The organism is Sporosarcina beigongshangi (genome assembly GCF_033485195.1).
In the GTDB taxonomy this organism is placed as follows: Bacteria; Bacillota; Bacilli; order Bacillales_A; family Planococcaceae; genus Sporosarcina; species Sporosarcina beigongshangi.
The window spans coordinates 380,821-396,730 of record NZ_JAWLIR010000004.1; the positions used below are offsets into that span (position 1 = coordinate 380,821).

15 protein-coding genes are annotated in these 15,910 nt (G+C 42.3%); all 15 read left to right on the forward strand.

Features of this window, described 5'->3' with window-relative positions:
- The first annotated feature begins 1 nt into the window (after nucleotide 1).
- The 15 genes from R2B77_RS04210 (at nucleotide 2) to cotE (ending at nucleotide 15,835) form a co-directional block, all read left to right on the forward strand.
- A complete protein-coding gene (locus R2B77_RS04210) occupies nucleotides 2-961 on the forward strand; it encodes an ABC transporter permease (RefSeq protein WP_203246281.1) in 960 nt (319 codons plus the stop codon).
- 175 nt (nucleotides 962-1,136) lie between these two features.
- Entirely contained in the window at nucleotides 1,137-2,402 is a 1,266-nt protein-coding gene (gene yfmF / locus R2B77_RS04215) for an EF-P 5-aminopentanol modification-associated protein YfmF (protein ID WP_203246282.1), read from the forward strand.
- 1 nt (nucleotide 2,403) lies between these two features.
- Nucleotides 2,404-3,702, forward strand: coding sequence for an EF-P 5-aminopentanol modification-associated protein YfmH (gene yfmH / locus R2B77_RS04220; RefSeq protein ID WP_203246283.1), 1,299 nt, complete (start codon nucleotides 2,404-2,406; stop codon nucleotides 3,700-3,702).
- Entirely contained in the window at nucleotides 3,702-4,436 is a 735-nt protein-coding gene (gene ymfI / locus R2B77_RS04225) for an elongation factor P 5-aminopentanone reductase (RefSeq protein ID WP_212391091.1), read from the forward strand. The genes yfmH and ymfI overlap by 1 nt, the downstream gene beginning before the upstream one ends.
- Before the next feature lie 239 nt (nucleotides 4,437-4,675).
- A complete protein-coding gene (locus R2B77_RS04230) occupies nucleotides 4,676-5,473 on the forward strand; it encodes a DUF3388 domain-containing protein (protein ID WP_203246285.1) in 798 nt (265 codons plus the stop codon).
- Between the two features lie 16 nt (nucleotides 5,474-5,489).
- On the forward strand, nucleotides 5,490-6,371 hold the full coding sequence (locus R2B77_RS04235; protein ID WP_203246286.1) for a helix-turn-helix domain-containing protein: 882 nt from the start codon (nucleotides 5,490-5,492) through the stop codon (nucleotides 6,369-6,371).
- A 47-nt stretch (nucleotides 6,372-6,418) separates the two neighbouring features.
- Nucleotides 6,419-6,997, forward strand: a complete 579-nt coding sequence (gene pgsA / locus R2B77_RS04240; RefSeq protein WP_203246287.1) for a CDP-diacylglycerol--glycerol-3-phosphate 3-phosphatidyltransferase — start codon at nucleotides 6,419-6,421, stop codon at nucleotides 6,995-6,997.
- 14 nt (nucleotides 6,998-7,011) lie between these two features.
- On the forward strand, nucleotides 7,012-8,265 hold the full coding sequence (locus R2B77_RS04245) for a competence/damage-inducible protein A (RefSeq protein WP_203246288.1): 1,254 nt from the start codon (nucleotides 7,012-7,014) through the stop codon (nucleotides 8,263-8,265).
- A gap of 202 nt (nucleotides 8,266-8,467) precedes the next feature.
- Nucleotides 8,468-9,532 (forward strand): recombinase RecA, encoded by a 1,065-nt coding sequence (gene recA / locus R2B77_RS04250; protein WP_203246289.1) that lies wholly within the window; start codon nucleotides 8,468-8,470, stop codon nucleotides 9,530-9,532.
- Nucleotides 9,533-9,758: 226 nt separating this feature from the next.
- On the forward strand, nucleotides 9,759-11,318 hold the full coding sequence (gene rny / locus R2B77_RS04255) for a ribonuclease Y (RefSeq protein WP_203246290.1): 1,560 nt from the start codon (nucleotides 9,759-9,761) through the stop codon (nucleotides 11,316-11,318).
- Nucleotides 11,319-11,707: 389 nt separating this feature from the next.
- A complete protein-coding gene (locus R2B77_RS04260) occupies nucleotides 11,708-12,505 on the forward strand; it encodes a TIGR00282 family metallophosphoesterase (RefSeq protein WP_203246291.1) in 798 nt (265 codons plus the stop codon).
- A gap of 86 nt (nucleotides 12,506-12,591) precedes the next feature.
- Nucleotides 12,592-12,858: a stage V sporulation protein S gene (locus R2B77_RS04265; protein WP_203246292.1), complete on the forward strand. Its 267-nt coding sequence runs from the start codon at nucleotides 12,592-12,594 to the stop codon at nucleotides 12,856-12,858.
- A gap of 270 nt (nucleotides 12,859-13,128) precedes the next feature.
- Nucleotides 13,129-14,661 carry a tRNA (N6-isopentenyl adenosine(37)-C2)-methylthiotransferase MiaB gene (gene miaB, locus R2B77_RS04270; RefSeq protein ID WP_203246293.1) on the forward strand — a complete coding sequence of 511 codons (1,533 nt, stop codon included), beginning with the start codon at nucleotides 13,129-13,131 and terminating at the stop codon, nucleotides 14,659-14,661.
- On the forward strand, nucleotides 14,661-15,092 hold the full coding sequence (locus tag R2B77_RS04275; protein ID WP_203246294.1) for a RicAFT regulatory complex protein RicA family protein: 432 nt from the start codon (nucleotides 14,661-14,663) through the stop codon (nucleotides 15,090-15,092). The genes miaB and R2B77_RS04275 overlap by 1 nt, the downstream gene beginning before the upstream one ends.
- A 185-nt stretch (nucleotides 15,093-15,277) precedes the next feature.
- The gene (gene cotE, locus R2B77_RS04280; protein WP_232843400.1) at nucleotides 15,278-15,835 is read left to right on the forward strand and encodes an outer spore coat protein CotE; all 558 of its coding nucleotides are present in this window, start codon (nucleotides 15,278-15,280) and stop codon (nucleotides 15,833-15,835) included.
- The last annotated feature ends 75 nt before the right edge of the window (nucleotides 15,836-15,910 follow it).

Sequence of the window (15,910 nt, forward strand, 5' to 3'; positions counted from 1 at the left end):
TATGAGTTTTCTTGACGTACTTTATTTTGTCATTCCGTTAACAATTTCATACGCTGCTCCTCTTATTTTCACAGCAATTGGTGGTTTGTTCTCTGAGCGTTCGGGTGTTGTTAATATTGGACTGGAAGGGCTTATGGTTATGGGGGCCTTCATCGGTATTCTCTTCAACCTATTTTTCGCAGAGACATTCGGTGCTTGGACTCCATGGCTGGCATTGATTGCAGCGATGATTGTGGCAGCCATCTTCTCGATTATGCACGCGGTAGCGTCGATTTCATTCCGTGCTGATCAGGTTGTATCTGGGGTTGCTATCAATATGCTCGGTGTTGCGATTGCACTATTTTCAGTGAAATTGATTTTTGATAAAGGACAAACAGACTTTATCACACATAGTATTCCACGTTTCAACGTTCCTTTCTTACATGAGATTCCGTTTATAGGACCTTTGTTCTTTAAAGGTGTTTACGGATCATCGTTTTTAGCAATAGGGCTAGCATTCTTAGCTTGGTTTATTATTTATAAAACGCCATTTGGACTGCGTTTACGGTCGGTTGGGGAACACCCAATGGCAGCTGATACAATGGGAATCAATGTGACGAAAATTCGCTATTTTGCAGTTATTATTTCGGGTGGACTTGCCGGTATCGGTGGAGCAATCTATTCGCAAACAATGACGAACGATTTTAGCCACTCAACGATTAATGGTCAAGGGTTCATGGCATTGGCCGCGCTCATATTCGGGAAATGGCATCCGATTGGCGCGATGGGTGCTGCCTTATTCTTCGGATTTGCACAGGCACTCGCCATTAGTGCATCCGGTATTGAACTGTTAGAAAATGTACCTTCTGTCTACTTGCATATTTTGCCATACGTCTTGACGATTCTTGCACTTGCAGGGTTTATCGGAAAAGCGAATGCACCAAAAGCAAATGGCCAACCTTATATTAAAGGGCAAAGGTAACAATTGAGCTGCCACGAAATCTTGCTTTTGTAGATTTCGGGCAGCTTTTTAGGTGTAAAGACGAGCTTTTGTACATATCCTATAGTTCCCCCTACAGTTTATTTGCATATTTCGACAAACGGAATGTATAGTGAAGTGAGGATTCCGCATATTAACGAAAACAAGAGGTGTTTATATGTTTAAAAAAGTTGAGCTTCAAGAAGGCGTTACATTATATATTCGCCAATCTGACCAATTTAAAACGGTCAATTTCTCCGTGAAATGGAAAACAGCTCTTGACGAAAAAAAATCAGCACAACGCACTGTGTTGTCCAATGTTTTGCAAGATTCCAATGGTCGTTATCGAACGCAGACTGCGCTTCGCAACGCATTGGACGAATTATATGGCACAGTCCTATATACGGATGTTGCCAAACGCGGCGAATCCCATATTTTTTCGCTGTACGCTGAATGTGTGAATGAGGAATATTTGTCTGAAAGCGGCGTTCTAGACGAAGTACTTGGACTTATTCAAACAACAATTTTCAATCCGAATTTAGTGGACGGCCAGTTTGATGAAGCGATTGTCAATCGTGAAAAACGTTCAGTCATCGAAAGGATTCGTTCTGTATATGATGATAAAACACGGTATGCCCAAAAACGTATGCTTGAATTGATACGCCCAAATAGCGCGGCATCTGCCTCATCGTATGGGACTGAAGCAGACGTAGGTGCGCTGACATCTGCTGACCTATTTGCAGCCTACAACGATATGATAAACAATGACGAAGTCGTTATTTACATCGTGGGGGATATTGATATCGCCGATATGATTGAAAAAGTTACTGCTGCATTTACTCTTAATGCCCGTCAACGTCAAGCAACTCCTCAACCAATTGTCAACGAACCAGTGGCCGTTCAACATATTGGTGAACAGCAGGATATGAAGCAAGGGAAATTACATCTTGGCTTTAGTACACCCGTGACATTCCACCATCCCGATTACGCAAAAATGCAAGTGACCAATGGTGTTTTCGGTGGTTTTGCGCATAGTAAGTTGTTTATGAATGTGCGTGAAAAGGAAAGTATGGCGTATTATGCATCGAGTGCTTATGCTTCGCATTATGGCTTACTTTACGTTATGGCAGGCATTGATGCAGAGCTGGAAGATAAGGCAGTTACTCTCATTAAAGAACAATTAGTGGCACTCCAACAAGGTGATATTACTGATTTAGAATTGGACCAAACGAAGGCCTTACTTGCTAACGGTATTAAAAGTGCTTTTGACTCGGCAAGAGGACAGATTGAAGTGTTCGATCAGTACAAAGAACAAGACGAGCATTTTACGGCGGAAAAACTCATTACAGGCTGGCAAGCTGTAACAAAAGAGGACGTCCAACAGATGGCTTCTGAAATTACGCTTGAAATCGTCTATCTGTTATCTGGCAAGGAGGCTAAATAATATGAAGAAAATCCATTTTGATACCTTACAGGAAACTTTATATAATGAAAAACTGTCGAACGGGCTTGATGTCTATATTTTGCCGAAACGAGGATTTTCAAAAACATTTGTGACGTTTACAACGAAATATGGCTCCGTTGATAGGACATTCATCCCGCGGGGCAAAAAAGAAGAAGTAACAGTTCCAGACGGGATTGCTCATTTTTTAGAGCATAAAATGTTCGAAAAAGAAGATGGCGATGTGTTTCAAAAGTTTAGTGTCAACGGGGCATCTGCTAATGCGTTCACGTCGTTTACGCGAACGGCTTATTTATTCTCTGCGACAGATAAGCTTTACGACAATACGGAAATCCTTCTCGACTTCGTACAAGAGCCGTATTTTACAGAAAAGACGGTAGACAAGGAAAAGGGCATTATTGCCCAGGAAATAACGATGTATGACGATGAACCCGATTGGCGGCTCTATTTTGGGACCATTGAAAACTTATATCATGAGCATCCTGTGAAAATTGACATCGCGGGAACAGTTGAATCGATTCAAGATATTACAGCAGAGCATTTATATGAATGCTATGAAACGTTTTATCATCCGTCTAATATGGTGCTATTTGTTGTAGGTGCGGTTGATCCTGAAGAGATGATGGCTTTTATCAAACAGAATCAGGATGCGAAAACCTTTGACGAACCGGCAGAAATTGTTCGCGTTTTCCCGACGGAAGGTGATGAGGTTGCCAGTACTGAGCGCACATTGGCGATGGATATTTCAAAACCGAAATTTAATATGGGTATGAAATGTAACAAAACAAATTTGGCTGGGGAAGAGATGCTTGTTCACGAGCTGTCGGCGGGCCTTGTATTGGATTTATTATTCGGTCGAACGTCGACATTTTATACTGCAGCCTATAATGAGGGGCTTATTGATGAGTCATTTTCCTATGATTTCACACTTGAAAACGGTTTTGGCTTTGCGATGGTTGGTTCGGATACAGATCAGCCACAGGAGCTGGAACATGCAGTTCGTAAAACAGTGCAGGATGCAGTGGATCATTGGCCGATTACAGCGACGGAATTGGATCGGATGCGTAAGAAGAAGATTGGGCAATTCATGCGTTCATTGAATTCACCGGAATTTATCGCGAACCAGTTTACGCGTTATGCATTTAATGAAATGAATTTATTCGATGTTGTGCCGACGTTAGAAAAATTGACAATCGACGACTTACAAGAGGCTTTCCAAACATTTTCTAATAGTAGTGGGCATTCGGTGTTTACGGTTGTACCTGCTAATAAAGCTGAATGATGATGGAGCAGAAGTACTGTGTTGTACTCGGAGCATCAGGTGGAATTGGCGAGGCGATTTGTCACGAGTTAGCCTCTGCTGGTTGGTCACTGTATCTTCATTATTATGAAAATGCTTTGCAAGCGGATAAATTGCAGGAGAAATTATGCGCAGCCTATCCGGAGGCGGATTTTCAAGTTGTGCAGGCAGATTTTGGTTCAGAAGACGGTGCAGAAGTGCTAGCGAAGCAAGTTCGACAAATTGCTGCTGTTGTTGTTGCGAATGGGCAGTCTATGTTGAAGCTGCTGACAGAAACGACTATAGAGGACATGGATGCATTATGGAAAGTCCATGTTCGAAATCCAGCAAGATTTATTGGCTTAGTATCCGCCCAGCTACGTCAGCTGGACACCTCGTATGTTGTGTTCATCGGTTCGATTTGGGGTGATACGGGTGCGGCTGGTGAAGTCATGTACTCTGCCGTAAAAGGGGCGCAGCACGCATTTGTTAAAGCCTATGCAAAAGAGGCTGCATTAGCAGGAACACGTGTCAATGCAGTAGCACCAGGATGGATTGAAACCCGTATGAATGATGCTATTCCAACAGATGAACGGCAGATGGTCATCGACGAAATACCGTTGATGACGACAGGTTCACCTAATCATGTCGCGGAAGCTGTCCAATTTTTACTAAGTGGCAAAGCAGATTATATTACGGGTGACATCATAAAAGTAAATGGCGGTTGGTATATGTGAAGAAACGAAGGGAGGGGCAGTAGAACTCAGACTAAGTTCGCCGCGTCCTGCGGCAACAAGGAGGGATGCAGTTCAATCCCTCCCCTCTGAGTAACCAACGGGGAAGGATGTAGTTCAATCCTTCCTCCCTGTTGGCCCAATTCTCCCTTTTTCTTTTTTCCTTTTCTTAATGAACTATATCCGTTAATATAGAACTATATTGCTTATTGTGCGTCCTACTAACAAAAGGGGTGTTTCGGATGGGTGAATGGTATCTTGAATACGAAGTCCAAGTAAACCGTCCTGGTCTTCTTGGCGACATTTCTTCGCTACTGGGAATGTTGCGTGTCAATATTGTCACGATTAATGGTGTGGATGGTGGCCATCGCGGAATGTTATTACGAACAGATAATGATGACCAGATTGAACGTTTTGCGCAAATTGCTTCGACGATGGATACGATTCAGGTAAAGAAAATCCGAGAGCCAAAGTTACGTGATATTTTAGCGGTTCGGCATGGTCGCTATATTCAACGTGATATAGATGAAAGGAAGACATTTCGCTTTCTTCGTAGCGAGCTGGGGATTTTGGTTGATTTCATGGCGGAAATATTTAAACAAGACGGCCATAAGCTGATTGGTATTCGTGGGATGCCACGTGTTGGGAAAACGGAATCGGTTGTTGCGGCAAGTGTCTGTGCGAATAAGAAATGGATTTTTCTATCCTCTACAATGATTAAGCAAACGGTCCGGAATAATTTGATGGGTGACGAGTTTTCTGAGGATAATATTTTTATTTTGGATGGTATTGTGACACGTCGGGCGGAGGACGAGCGTCATATGCAACTTGTTCGGGAGATGATGCGAATGCCTACCATAAAAGTGGTGGAACACCCAGACATGTTTGTACAGCATTCCGAATATGATATTGAAGATTTTGACTATATTATTGAACTAAGGACCGACCCAGATCAGGAAATTACATATGATATGATGGAAAAAAACCATATGATGTCCGACCAAGGGACAATGGGTGGTTCGGGCTTATTTAACTTCTGACAGGTAGGTGTTTTTAGTGACAGGATTAGGTGATCGTCTCAGAGAGGCGAGAATAGCAAAAGGATTTACATTGGACGATTTACAGTCCATAACCAAAATACAAAAACGGTACCTTTCAGGTATCGAAAACGAAGAATATAGTATGATGCCAGGGGCTTTCTACGTCCGTGCTTTTATTAAGCAGTACGCAGAGGCAGTCGGATTGAATGCCGATGAAATGCTAGCGTTGTATAAGGACAGCTCTCCTTCGACTATTTTGGAAGAGGAGAAGCCACAAATTTCCTCGCCTACAATGACGCGGAAAAGGGGCTTGAAAAGCAGTAACCGATTAAATGAAGCGATGCCAAAAGTGATTGTTGCATTATTTATTATTGTCATATTTGTTGCTTTTTGGTTCCTTTATCAACAAGGTGCGGATAAAAATAAACAGAACTTCAACGTTGAACAAGAAGAACCACCGGTAACGGTTGAAAAGAAACCAACTTCTACAAAGCCAGATCCCGATAATGCTGCTGATGATGATGAGGTGGATCCGATTGATGAAGAACCAGATCCGGAGATTGAAAAACCGCAGCAGTCGCTCGTTTATGAAAGTACAAATGGAGAAACGTCAACATATGCATTGACAGGAGCAGAGACGTTCATCCTTGAAATTAAAACGTCTGGAGATTCTTGGATTGGTGTATTAGATAGTGCCAAGAAAGAACGGATGGTACCGAAAGCCGACATTATGAGGGCTGGAGGAACGGTAGAAATGGACGTTTCCGATACAGAATCTGTGCGAATTCGTGTAGGACGCACACAGTCTACCGAAATTTTCGTCAATGGGGAACTGTTGAAATATGAAACGGACCTTGTAACACAAAATATTATTATTGAATACAAGAAAGAATTATAGTCATCTATCCAAGATGACTATTTTCTTTGAAAGGATAGGTGTTTTGAATGAATTTACCAAATAAAATTACAGTATCTCGAGTGCTACTTATTCCAGTCTTTATGGTGTTCATGCTTGTGGATTTCGGTTTTGGCACTGTCAAAGTAGCAGGCACTGAAATGCTGACAGGCCATTTGATTGGCGGACTTATTTTTATTGTGGCATCTATAACAGATTGGTTGGACGGCTATATTGCAAGGAAACATGGATTGGTCACGAATATGGGGAAATTTCTAGACCCATTGGCCGACAAATTATTAGTATCAGCTGCATTGATTATTCTTGTAGAGCTGGGAACAGTGTCTTCATGGATTGTCATTATCATTATAAGTCGCGAATTTGCGGTGACAGGACTGCGACTGATCCTTGCTGGTGGCGGTGAAGTAGTAGCAGCGAACCAGTTAGGTAAGATTAAGACAACTGCACAAATACTTGCCATCGTTTCACTGTTATTGAATAACATCTTTTTCGAATCGATCGGAGTGCCATTCGGCATGATTATGCTTTATATTGCGCTTCTATTTACAATTTGGTCAGGTTTTGATTATTTCTATAAAAATAGACGTGTATTGCTTGAGTCAATGTAAGGGGATGTCTATTCATGAAAGCCGAAATTATTGCGGTTGGATCTGAGCTTTTGCTCGGTCAAATTACAAATACGAACGCTAAATTCATTTCATCTAAGCTTGCAGAAATTGGCATCGATGTTTATTATCAAACGGTTGTTGGTGATAATCCTGCTCGACTAGATGAAGTCATTGATATTGCAAGGAAACGTGCGGATATATTAATCTTTACGGGTGGGCTTGGGCCAACGAAGGATGACATGACGAAAGAGACAATCGCCAAGCATATTGATACGACATTAGTGAGTGATGAGGAAGCACTTCGCTATATTCAACAGTATTTTGAACGTAGTGGACGTGTGATGACGGACAATAATAAGAAGCAGGCACTTGTTTTAAAAGGGGCTACCGTGTTAGCCAACCGTAAGGGAATGGCTCCTGGAATGGTGGTAGAACATAATGGTGTTCGTTATATTTTATTGCCTGGCCCACCGCATGAAATGAAGCCGATGTTTACGGATGAAGCGATTCCATATTTGTTGGGGGCTACCGGAAATAAGGATGTCATTACGTCACGCGTTTTGAAATTTTACGGTATTGGAGAAGCGGAGCTTGAATTTCGCTTACATGCTATTTTGGAGAAGCAGACCAACCCAACAATCGCGCCATTGGCAACAGCTGATGCGGTGACATTACGCTTAACTGCAAAAGCGCAGTCGACAGACGAGGCTTTACAATTAATTGCGCCAGTGGAGGAAGAAATTCGGGCGGTTGTCGGAGAATTCATCTTCGGAGTAGATGATGAAACACTATCGTCTAAAGCTGCGAAATTGCTCATTCAAAATGGTTGGACGATTGCGGCTGCAGAAAGTTTGACAGCTGGCTTGTTCATGGCGGAATTAGCCGATGAGCCAGGAATAGGCTCGTCACTAGCGGGTGGAATTGTCGTTTACAATGAGCAAATGAAAATATCTCAGCTCGGTGTCGATCCGACATTGCTCGATGAATTTGGCATTGTGAGTGAAGAATGTGCAGCAGCACTTGCACTCAATATCCAACGTAAGTTTGGAACGGATATCGGTATTGGTCTTACAGGCGCAGCGGGTCCTTCGCCGCATGATGGAGAGCCAGCCGGCACTGTCTGGATTGGTATTCGCTTCAAAGAAGAAGAACCTGTAACCTATAAATTATTCCTATCAGGCTCCAGAAATACCAATCGTCTAAGAGCCGCAAGATTTGCGCTCTATTATCTCATTCAACAGCTAGATGAAAATAAAGGTCAAAATTAAATTTTGCCTCCTATTCTCAATTAAAAATCAAATATGCGCTCTATTCTCATTTAAAACGTAGATTTATAAAAAGTTTTCGAATAAATGTTCGCTTTTTAGTTGAATGTTTTTGAATAACGGAGTATAGTAGAGAAAGTAAGAAAAGCGCAGGGCATCTGCAATATACTTAAAAACAGAACATCATTTTGAGGGAGGAAATAAATTGAGCGATCGTAAAGCCGCTTTAGACATGGCGTTAAAACAAATTGAAAAGCAATTCGGTAAAGGGTCTGTTATGAAACTTGGAGAAAGGACTAATCTAGAAGTTTCAACATCTTCATCAGGGTCTCTTGCACTCGATGCAGCACTTGGTGTAGGTGGATATCCACGGGGTCGTGTTATCGAAATCTATGGACCTGAAAGCTCTGGTAAAACGACAGTTTCCCTTCATGCGATTGCAGAAGTACAAGCAAATGGCGGAACAGCAGCATTTATCGATGCAGAGCATGCACTGGATCCGATTTATGCGCGTAAATTAGGTGTGAATATTGATGATTTAATTCTTTCACAGCCAGATACGGGTGAGCAGGCGCTCGAAATTGCTGAAGCACTTGTCCGAAGTGGTGCTGTTGATATTATTGTTGTCGACTCCGTTGCTGCACTTGTACCAAAAGCGGAAATTGAAGGAGAGATGGGTGACTCACACATTGGGTTGCAAGCTCGTCTTATGTCACAAGCCTTACGTAAACTTTCTGGAGCGATTAACAAGTCTAATACACTCGCCGTATTTATCAACCAGATCCGTGAAAAAGTAGGCGTAATGTTCGGAAGCCCCGAAGTAACACCAGGTGGACGTGCACTGAAATTCTATTCTTCCGTTCGAATCGATGTACGCCGGGGTGAAGCGATTAAACAGGGCAACGATATTGTTGGAAACAAGACGCGAATTAAAGTCGTAAAAAATAAAGTGGCACCACCGTTCCGTACAGCAGAAGTTGATATTATGTATGGAGAAGGGATTTCTAGAGAAGGTGAGATTATCGATCTTGGTGTCGAACTCGAAGTTGTCCAGAAGAGTGGTTCATGGTTTTCATATGAAGGAGAAAGACTTGGACAAGGACGCGAGAATTCAAAACAATTTTTGAAGGAAAATCCTGCGATTCGTGCGGAAATCTCCAACAAAATTCGTGAATCTTATGGTCTTGCAAATGCAAACTATGTTATTGCGGGACATGACGAAGACGACGAAGATGAAGAACTAGAACTACTTCTTGGTGAAAAAGAATAAGTCAAAGCCAAAGCAAAAGTCAATCATCCTTTTTATAAAGGGAAGATTGACTTTTGCTTTGTGTAATAATGCATACCGATGACCTGTGAAACCTTGACATGTCATTTTTACACGGATACAATTAGAATTGTATAATTGAATACCCTTAAACTGATTTTGGCAGTATGTTGCATGTGGATATACGAGCCGACTGAAAATGAAAGAAAGACAGGAGGAGGTGACCTAAATGTTAGTAGAAATTATCATCTCCGTTTTGGTCGGTCTGCTTGTCGGTGCTGGTGTTAGCTATTTTGTTATTAAGAACGTGAATGATTCAAAAGTGACGGGTGCCAAAAATACTGCGGAGCAAATCGTCGAAGAGGCGAAGCGTGAAGCGGAGGCTATGAAAAAAGAGGCACTTCTAGAAGCGAAGGATGAAACTCACAAACTGAGAATTGAAGCGGAATCAGAGGTCCGTGTACGAAGGTCGGAACTGCAAAAACAGGAAAACCGCCTTTTACAACGGGAAGAAAATCATGACCGCAAGGATGATGCTCTAAACAAAAGAGAAGCAGGTCTGGAGCGTAAAGAAGAAACGCTAACCGGAAGACAACAGCATATCGAGCAGATGGAACGCAAGGCGGAAGAACTTGTTGCCGTTCAAAAAACGGAACTTGAAAGAGTATCATCCCTCACAAGAGATGAAGCGAAAAGGCTTATCCTGAGTGAAGTGGAGCAAGAACTTGCTACAGATATCGCTGTTATGACGAAAGAATCAGAACAACGTGCGAAGGAAGAATCGGATAAGAAATCACGTGAAATCCTTTCACTCGCATTGCAACGTTTCGCAGCGGATCATGTTGCTGAAACAACCGTGTCGGTTGTCAACTTACCGAACGATGAAATGAAAGGTCGCATTATCGGGCGTGAAGGACGTAATATCCGCACACTTGAGACCTTAACCGGCATTGATTTAATTATTGATGATACGCCAGAAGCAGTTATTTTATCAGGCTTCGACCCAGTACGTCGTGAAACGGCACGTCTCGCATTAGAAAAACTTGTGCAAGATGGACGTATTCACCCAGCTCGAATTGAAGAAATGGTTGATAAGTCTAGGCGTGAAGTGGATGAACTTATCCGTGAAACGGGAGAGCAAACATCATTTGATGTCGGCGTCCATAATTTACACCCAGATCTTATCAAAATTTTAGGTAGACTACGTTTCCGTACAAGCTATGGTCAAAATGTTTTGAAGCATTCAACAGAGGTCGCTTACCTTGCAGGATTGTTAGCTGCCGAGCTTGGTGAGGATGTAACACTCGCAAGACGAGCAGGACTTCTACATGATATCGGAAAAGCGATTGACCATGAAGTTGAAGGTAGCCATGTTGAAATTGGCGTGGAGCTAGCAACGAAATACAAAGAACATCCGGTTGTCATTAATAGTATCGCATCCCATCATGGGGATACAGAAGCGACATCGGTTATTGCGGTACTTGTCGCAGCGGCAGATGCTTTATCAGCTGCAAGACCAGGTGCACGTAGTGAAACACTGGAAAACTACATTCGTAGATTACAGAAACTTGAAGAGATTTCAGAATCGTATGACGGCGTAGAGAAATCATTTGCAATTCAGGCAGGACGTGAAGTTCGAATTATCGTTCGACCAGATCAGATTGATGATATTACGGCGCACCGTCTTGCGAGAGATATCCGCAAGCGAATTGAAGAAGAACTCGATTATCCAGGACATATTAAAGTAACGGTCATTCGTGAAACACGAGCGGTCGAATACGCAAAATAAATATACAAAAGCGTAGGACGCCGTCTAGCTCCGACAGGCATAAGACGGTTTGCGAGGATGGCGTACTTCAGCCATCACAACAAAATGACTTTCAAGGGACACAGTCTAAATTCGCCGCGTCCTGCGGCAACGACTGTGTAACTCACATCCTGTGAGCCTCCGAGGAGTTGGCGCCTGGAGTCTAGACGAAAATATAAAAAAGGGGGCTTCCGTGCACTTCGGTCCGGAAGTCTCTTTTTATCTTCATTTTGCAAAGAATCCCGTCTCTATAAGAGGTGGGGGAATATATATTATACTTCTCGTTTTGTGGGTGTTCGTACCCCTACAAAACGAAGATAAAGCCTCCGGCGGATGTCGCCGAGGTGTAATTGATTGGGAGAGAACAGTGCATGAAAGTATTATTTATAGGAGACATCGTAGGTTCACCAGGAAGGGATATGTTATTCGATTATTTGCCACGTCTAAAGCGCAAATATAGCCCGGATGTCATCATTGCAAATGGTGAAAACGCAGCGTCGGGTAGAGGGATTACGAAAGCAATCTTTGATGATTTACTGCGTGCTGGGGTAGATGTTGTCACAATGGGTAATCATACTTGGGACCAAAAAGAGATTTATGATTTTATCGATGGAACGGATTATTTAATTCGTCCGGCGAATTTTTCGGATGAAGCACCAGGTAGAGGGATGACGACGGTTTCGCGCAATGGTGTGACATTATCCGTTATTAATTTACACGGACGGACATTTTTGCCGCCACATGGTGATCCATTTGAAAAAGCAAATGAGCTAGTGGCCGAAGCAAAGGAGATTTCACCGCTTATATTCGTCGATTTTCATGCTGAAGCGACGAGTGAGAAAATTGCGATGGGCTGGCATTTAGATGGCAAGGCATCGGTCGTCGTAGGAACGCATACACACGTCCAAACAGCGGACGAACGCATTTTGCCGGGTGGAACAGCCTATTTGACGGATGCCGGCATGACGGGCCCTTACGATGAAATTTTAGGGATGAAAAAGGAAGATGTTATTTACCGCTTCCGCACCAATATGCCTGTCCGCTTTGAGGTACCTAAAAATGGACGTACCCAGTTGAATGGTCTTTTCGTTGAACTGGACAATCAAACAGGAAAAGCATTAACGGTCGAGCGTGTGAGCATTAATGATGACCGTCCGTTCAAAGGATGATTCGCGTCTAAACACCACCTCCGATTCATAGGATAGTTTATGGAGATATCCATTCCATAGACATCGGACAATAAGGAGGAATAATGGTGAATCCATTGAAGGTATCATCTCGCTCGAATCCAAATTCAGTTGCAGGAGCACTTGTCGCAGTTATCCGGGACCAGGGATATGCAGAAATGCAGGCGGTTGGCGCAGGTGCTTTGAATCAGGCGGTAAAGGCAATTGCCATTGCACGTGGATTCGTAGCACCAAGTGGTGGAGATCTCGTCTGCGCACCGGCTTTTACTGATATCGAGATTAACGGTGAGGGACGTACAGCATTGAAATTACTCGTTGAAAAACGTACACGCTAATGAAGTGAAATTCAAGAATAGAGACCACGGAGAGCAAATTTTACCGTGGTCTTTTATAATTGAAAAAATCTGAACCTGTGACAAACAACCGACAAAGGAAGCTTATCTTGTACAGTCTGTCTACAATTCAGTATAATGAAAGCATATGTTTATCTGCGTTCGGCTACAGAAACTCCCGGCGGAATTCAGATAAAGCCTCCGACGGATGCAATCACGCCTTAGCGTAATTGATCACATTCCTAAGGAATCGTAGGAAAGGGGACTTTTTTTATGAATGAAGAACAGCGTTTAAATGCGGTACCAGTAAAACCAGAAGTAAAGGAAAAGGATTATAGTCAATATTTCCAAACAGTCTATACACCACCTTCGTTGAAAGATGCGAAAAAGCGTGGAAAAGAAGAAATCGCTTATCATGATGATTTCCAAATCGACGAACGCTTTCGCGATATGGGAATAGGTCGGAAATTTTATATACGTACATACGGCTGTCAGATGAATGAACATGATACAGAAGTGATGGCGGGGATTTTTACAGGTCTGGGCTATGAAATAACCGACACTGTTGAAGATGCCAATGTTATTTTACTTAATACTTGTGCGATTCGTGAAAACGCGGAGAATAAAGTATTTGGAGAACTAGGGCATTTGAAATCACTCAAGCGACGAAATCCTGATGTGCTTATCGGAGTATGTGGTTGTATGTCTCAAGAAGAATCGGTTGTTAATAAAATCTTGAAGACTTATGACCAAGTGGATATGATTTTTGGTACACATAATATCCATAGGTTGCCTCATATTTTGCATGAAGCGTATCTTTCCAAAGAAATGGTTATTGAGGTGTGGTCAAAAGAAGGGGATATTATTGAAAACCTTCCAAAAGTGCGCCACGGGAACATTAAAGCATGGGTCAATATTATGTATGGCTGCGATAAATTTTGCACGTATTGCATCGTGCCGTATACACGTGGAAAAGAGCGCAGCAGACGACCTGAGGATATTATCCAGGAAGTACGCCAATTGGCAGCGCAGGGCTACCGAGAAATTACTGTACTAGGTCAAAACGTCAATGCGTATGGTAAGGATTTTGAGGATGTGGACTACCGATTTGGCGATTTGATGAATGATTTAAGAAAAATTGATATTGCTAGGATCCGTTTTACAACGAGTCATCCACGTGATTTCGATGACCATTTGATTGAAGTACTTGCAAAAGGCGGTAATCTGGTGGATCATATTCATCTACCAGTGCAATCAGGTTCAAGTGATATTTTGAAAATTATGTCTAGAAAGTATACACGTGAGCATTATTTAGAACTAGTACGCAAAATAAAACAAGCGATTCCGAGTGTTACATTGACGACGGATATAATTGTCGGCTTCCCAAATGAAACGGACGAGCAGTTTGAAGAGACGATGTCATTATATGAAGAAGTCGGCTTCGACATTGCGTACACATATATTTACTCACCGCGTGAAGGAACACCAGCTGCCAAAATGGTGGACAATGTGCCGATGGACGTGAAAAAAGAACGATTGCAGCGACTGAATAAGCTTGTAAATGATGGGTCAGCAGAAGCGATGAAGCTTTACAAAGATCAAATCGTTGAAGTGCTCGTCGAAGGGGAAAGCAAAAAGAATTCAGAAGTACTTGCAGGGTACACGGCAAAAAATAAATTGGTCAATTTTAAAGCACCACAATCAGTCATTGGGAAACTAGTGAATGTCAAAATAACAGAGGCCAAAACATGGTCACTCGACGGTGAATTTATCGGTGTCGTAGAAAAGGATAAGGTGATGAGCTAATGGAAAAGTTATATACAAAAGATGAGATTGTCGCAAAAGCGAATGAAATTGCAATGATGATCGCAAATACGGAAGAAGTCGAATTTTACAAACGTGCAGAGGCGCAAATCAATGAAAATTCGAAAGTACGTGAAAATATTGCGAGCTTGAAATCTTTACAAAAACAAGCGGTCAATTTCCAACAGTACGGCAAAGAAAAAGCAATGAATATTATTGAAGGTAAAATTGATAAAATCCAAACTGAAATTGATGAAGTACCGATTGTTCAGGAATTCAAGCAATCACAGATGGACGTTAATGATTTGTTACAGCTCGTATCGAGTGCGATTGCCAACGGTGTAACGGATGAAATTATGAGAGCAACTGGTGGCGATGTAACACGCGGTGAAACAGGCTCTTATATCAAAAATACAACATATGATAAGCTATAACTTTAAGAAGTAAGTGCATATTTCAGCGAACAAATCGGCAGAGAAAATTTTCTGCCGATTTTTTTCACTCTCTGGGCTTCTGTTGCATAAGATGGATTGAAGCGAATGGAGGAGGAGTTAAGCTGAAAAATTTACGCCAGATTGTAGCGAGGACGATTATTGCAAAAGGGAAGCAGCGGACTGAAATGAAAGTGACGTTAAAGCCGCCACATAGTCCAACAAGTATATTAGGATGTTGGGTCATCAACCATACGCACCAGGCAAAAAAGGTTGGTAAATACATTGAAGTGACGGGTAAATTCGATGTCAACGTTTGGTATTCTCACCAAGATCATTCCAAAACATCCGTTTTCACAGAATGTGTAACATACAAAGAGCGGATTCGTCTACATTATCGTGATGAGCCAACATCCAACCATGAAGAAATCATCATAAACGTCATTCAGCATCCGAATTGTACAGAAGCGATTATTTCGGATAACGGTGAAAATTTCATCATTACTGTTGAACGTGAATTAATCGCGGAGGTTATCGGGGAAACGAAAATTTGCGTCCTGGTCCATGAGCAGCATAATTTTGAAGAGGAATGGCCTTATCGTGATGAATCGTCATCAATTCACCATGAGAACAATCATAATCATAGCGATCGGAAGGAAAAACGAGAGGACTCTAGACAGGAAGGTAGACCTGGCCACGGTCCCGGACATGATCACCCGAGAGGGAAAGATGCACCATCCTTTTAAGAGCCGGCAAACACTCCGGCTTTTTTTTGCTGAGATTTCTGCAAAGAGCGCAAAAATCTCGCAAAAGCGAACTCT

Coding starts and splice junctions, on each gene's coding strand:
- R2B77_RS04230 (WP_203246285.1), top strand. CDS start 4,676: ATGGGTGAATGGTATCTTGAATACGAAGTCCAAGTAAACCGTCCTGGT.
- miaB (WP_203246293.1), top strand. CDS start 13,129: ATGAATGAAGAACAGCGTTTAAATGCGGTACCAGTAAAACCAGAAGTA.
- yfmF (WP_203246282.1), top strand. CDS start 1,137: ATGTTTAAAAAAGTTGAGCTTCAAGAAGGCGTTACATTATATATTCGC.
- pgsA (WP_203246287.1), top strand. CDS start 6,419: ATGAATTTACCAAATAAAATTACAGTATCTCGAGTGCTACTTATTCCA.
- yfmH (WP_203246283.1), top strand. CDS start 2,404: ATGAAGAAAATCCATTTTGATACCTTACAGGAAACTTTATATAATGAA.
- rny (WP_203246290.1), top strand. CDS start 9,759: ATGTTAGTAGAAATTATCATCTCCGTTTTGGTCGGTCTGCTTGTCGGT.
- R2B77_RS04275 (WP_203246294.1), top strand. CDS start 14,661: ATGGAAAAGTTATATACAAAAGATGAGATTGTCGCAAAAGCGAATGAA.
- R2B77_RS04210 (WP_203246281.1), top strand. CDS start 2: ATGAGTTTTCTTGACGTACTTTATTTTGTCATTCCGTTAACAATTTCA.
- ymfI (WP_212391091.1), top strand. CDS start 3,702: ATGATGGAGCAGAAGTACTGTGTTGTACTCGGAGCATCAGGTGGAATT.
- R2B77_RS04245 (WP_203246288.1), top strand. CDS start 7,012: ATGAAAGCCGAAATTATTGCGGTTGGATCTGAGCTTTTGCTCGGTCAA.
- cotE (WP_232843400.1), top strand. CDS start 15,278: ATGAAAGTGACGTTAAAGCCGCCACATAGTCCAACAAGTATATTAGGA.
- R2B77_RS04260 (WP_203246291.1), top strand. CDS start 11,708: ATGAAAGTATTATTTATAGGAGACATCGTAGGTTCACCAGGAAGGGAT.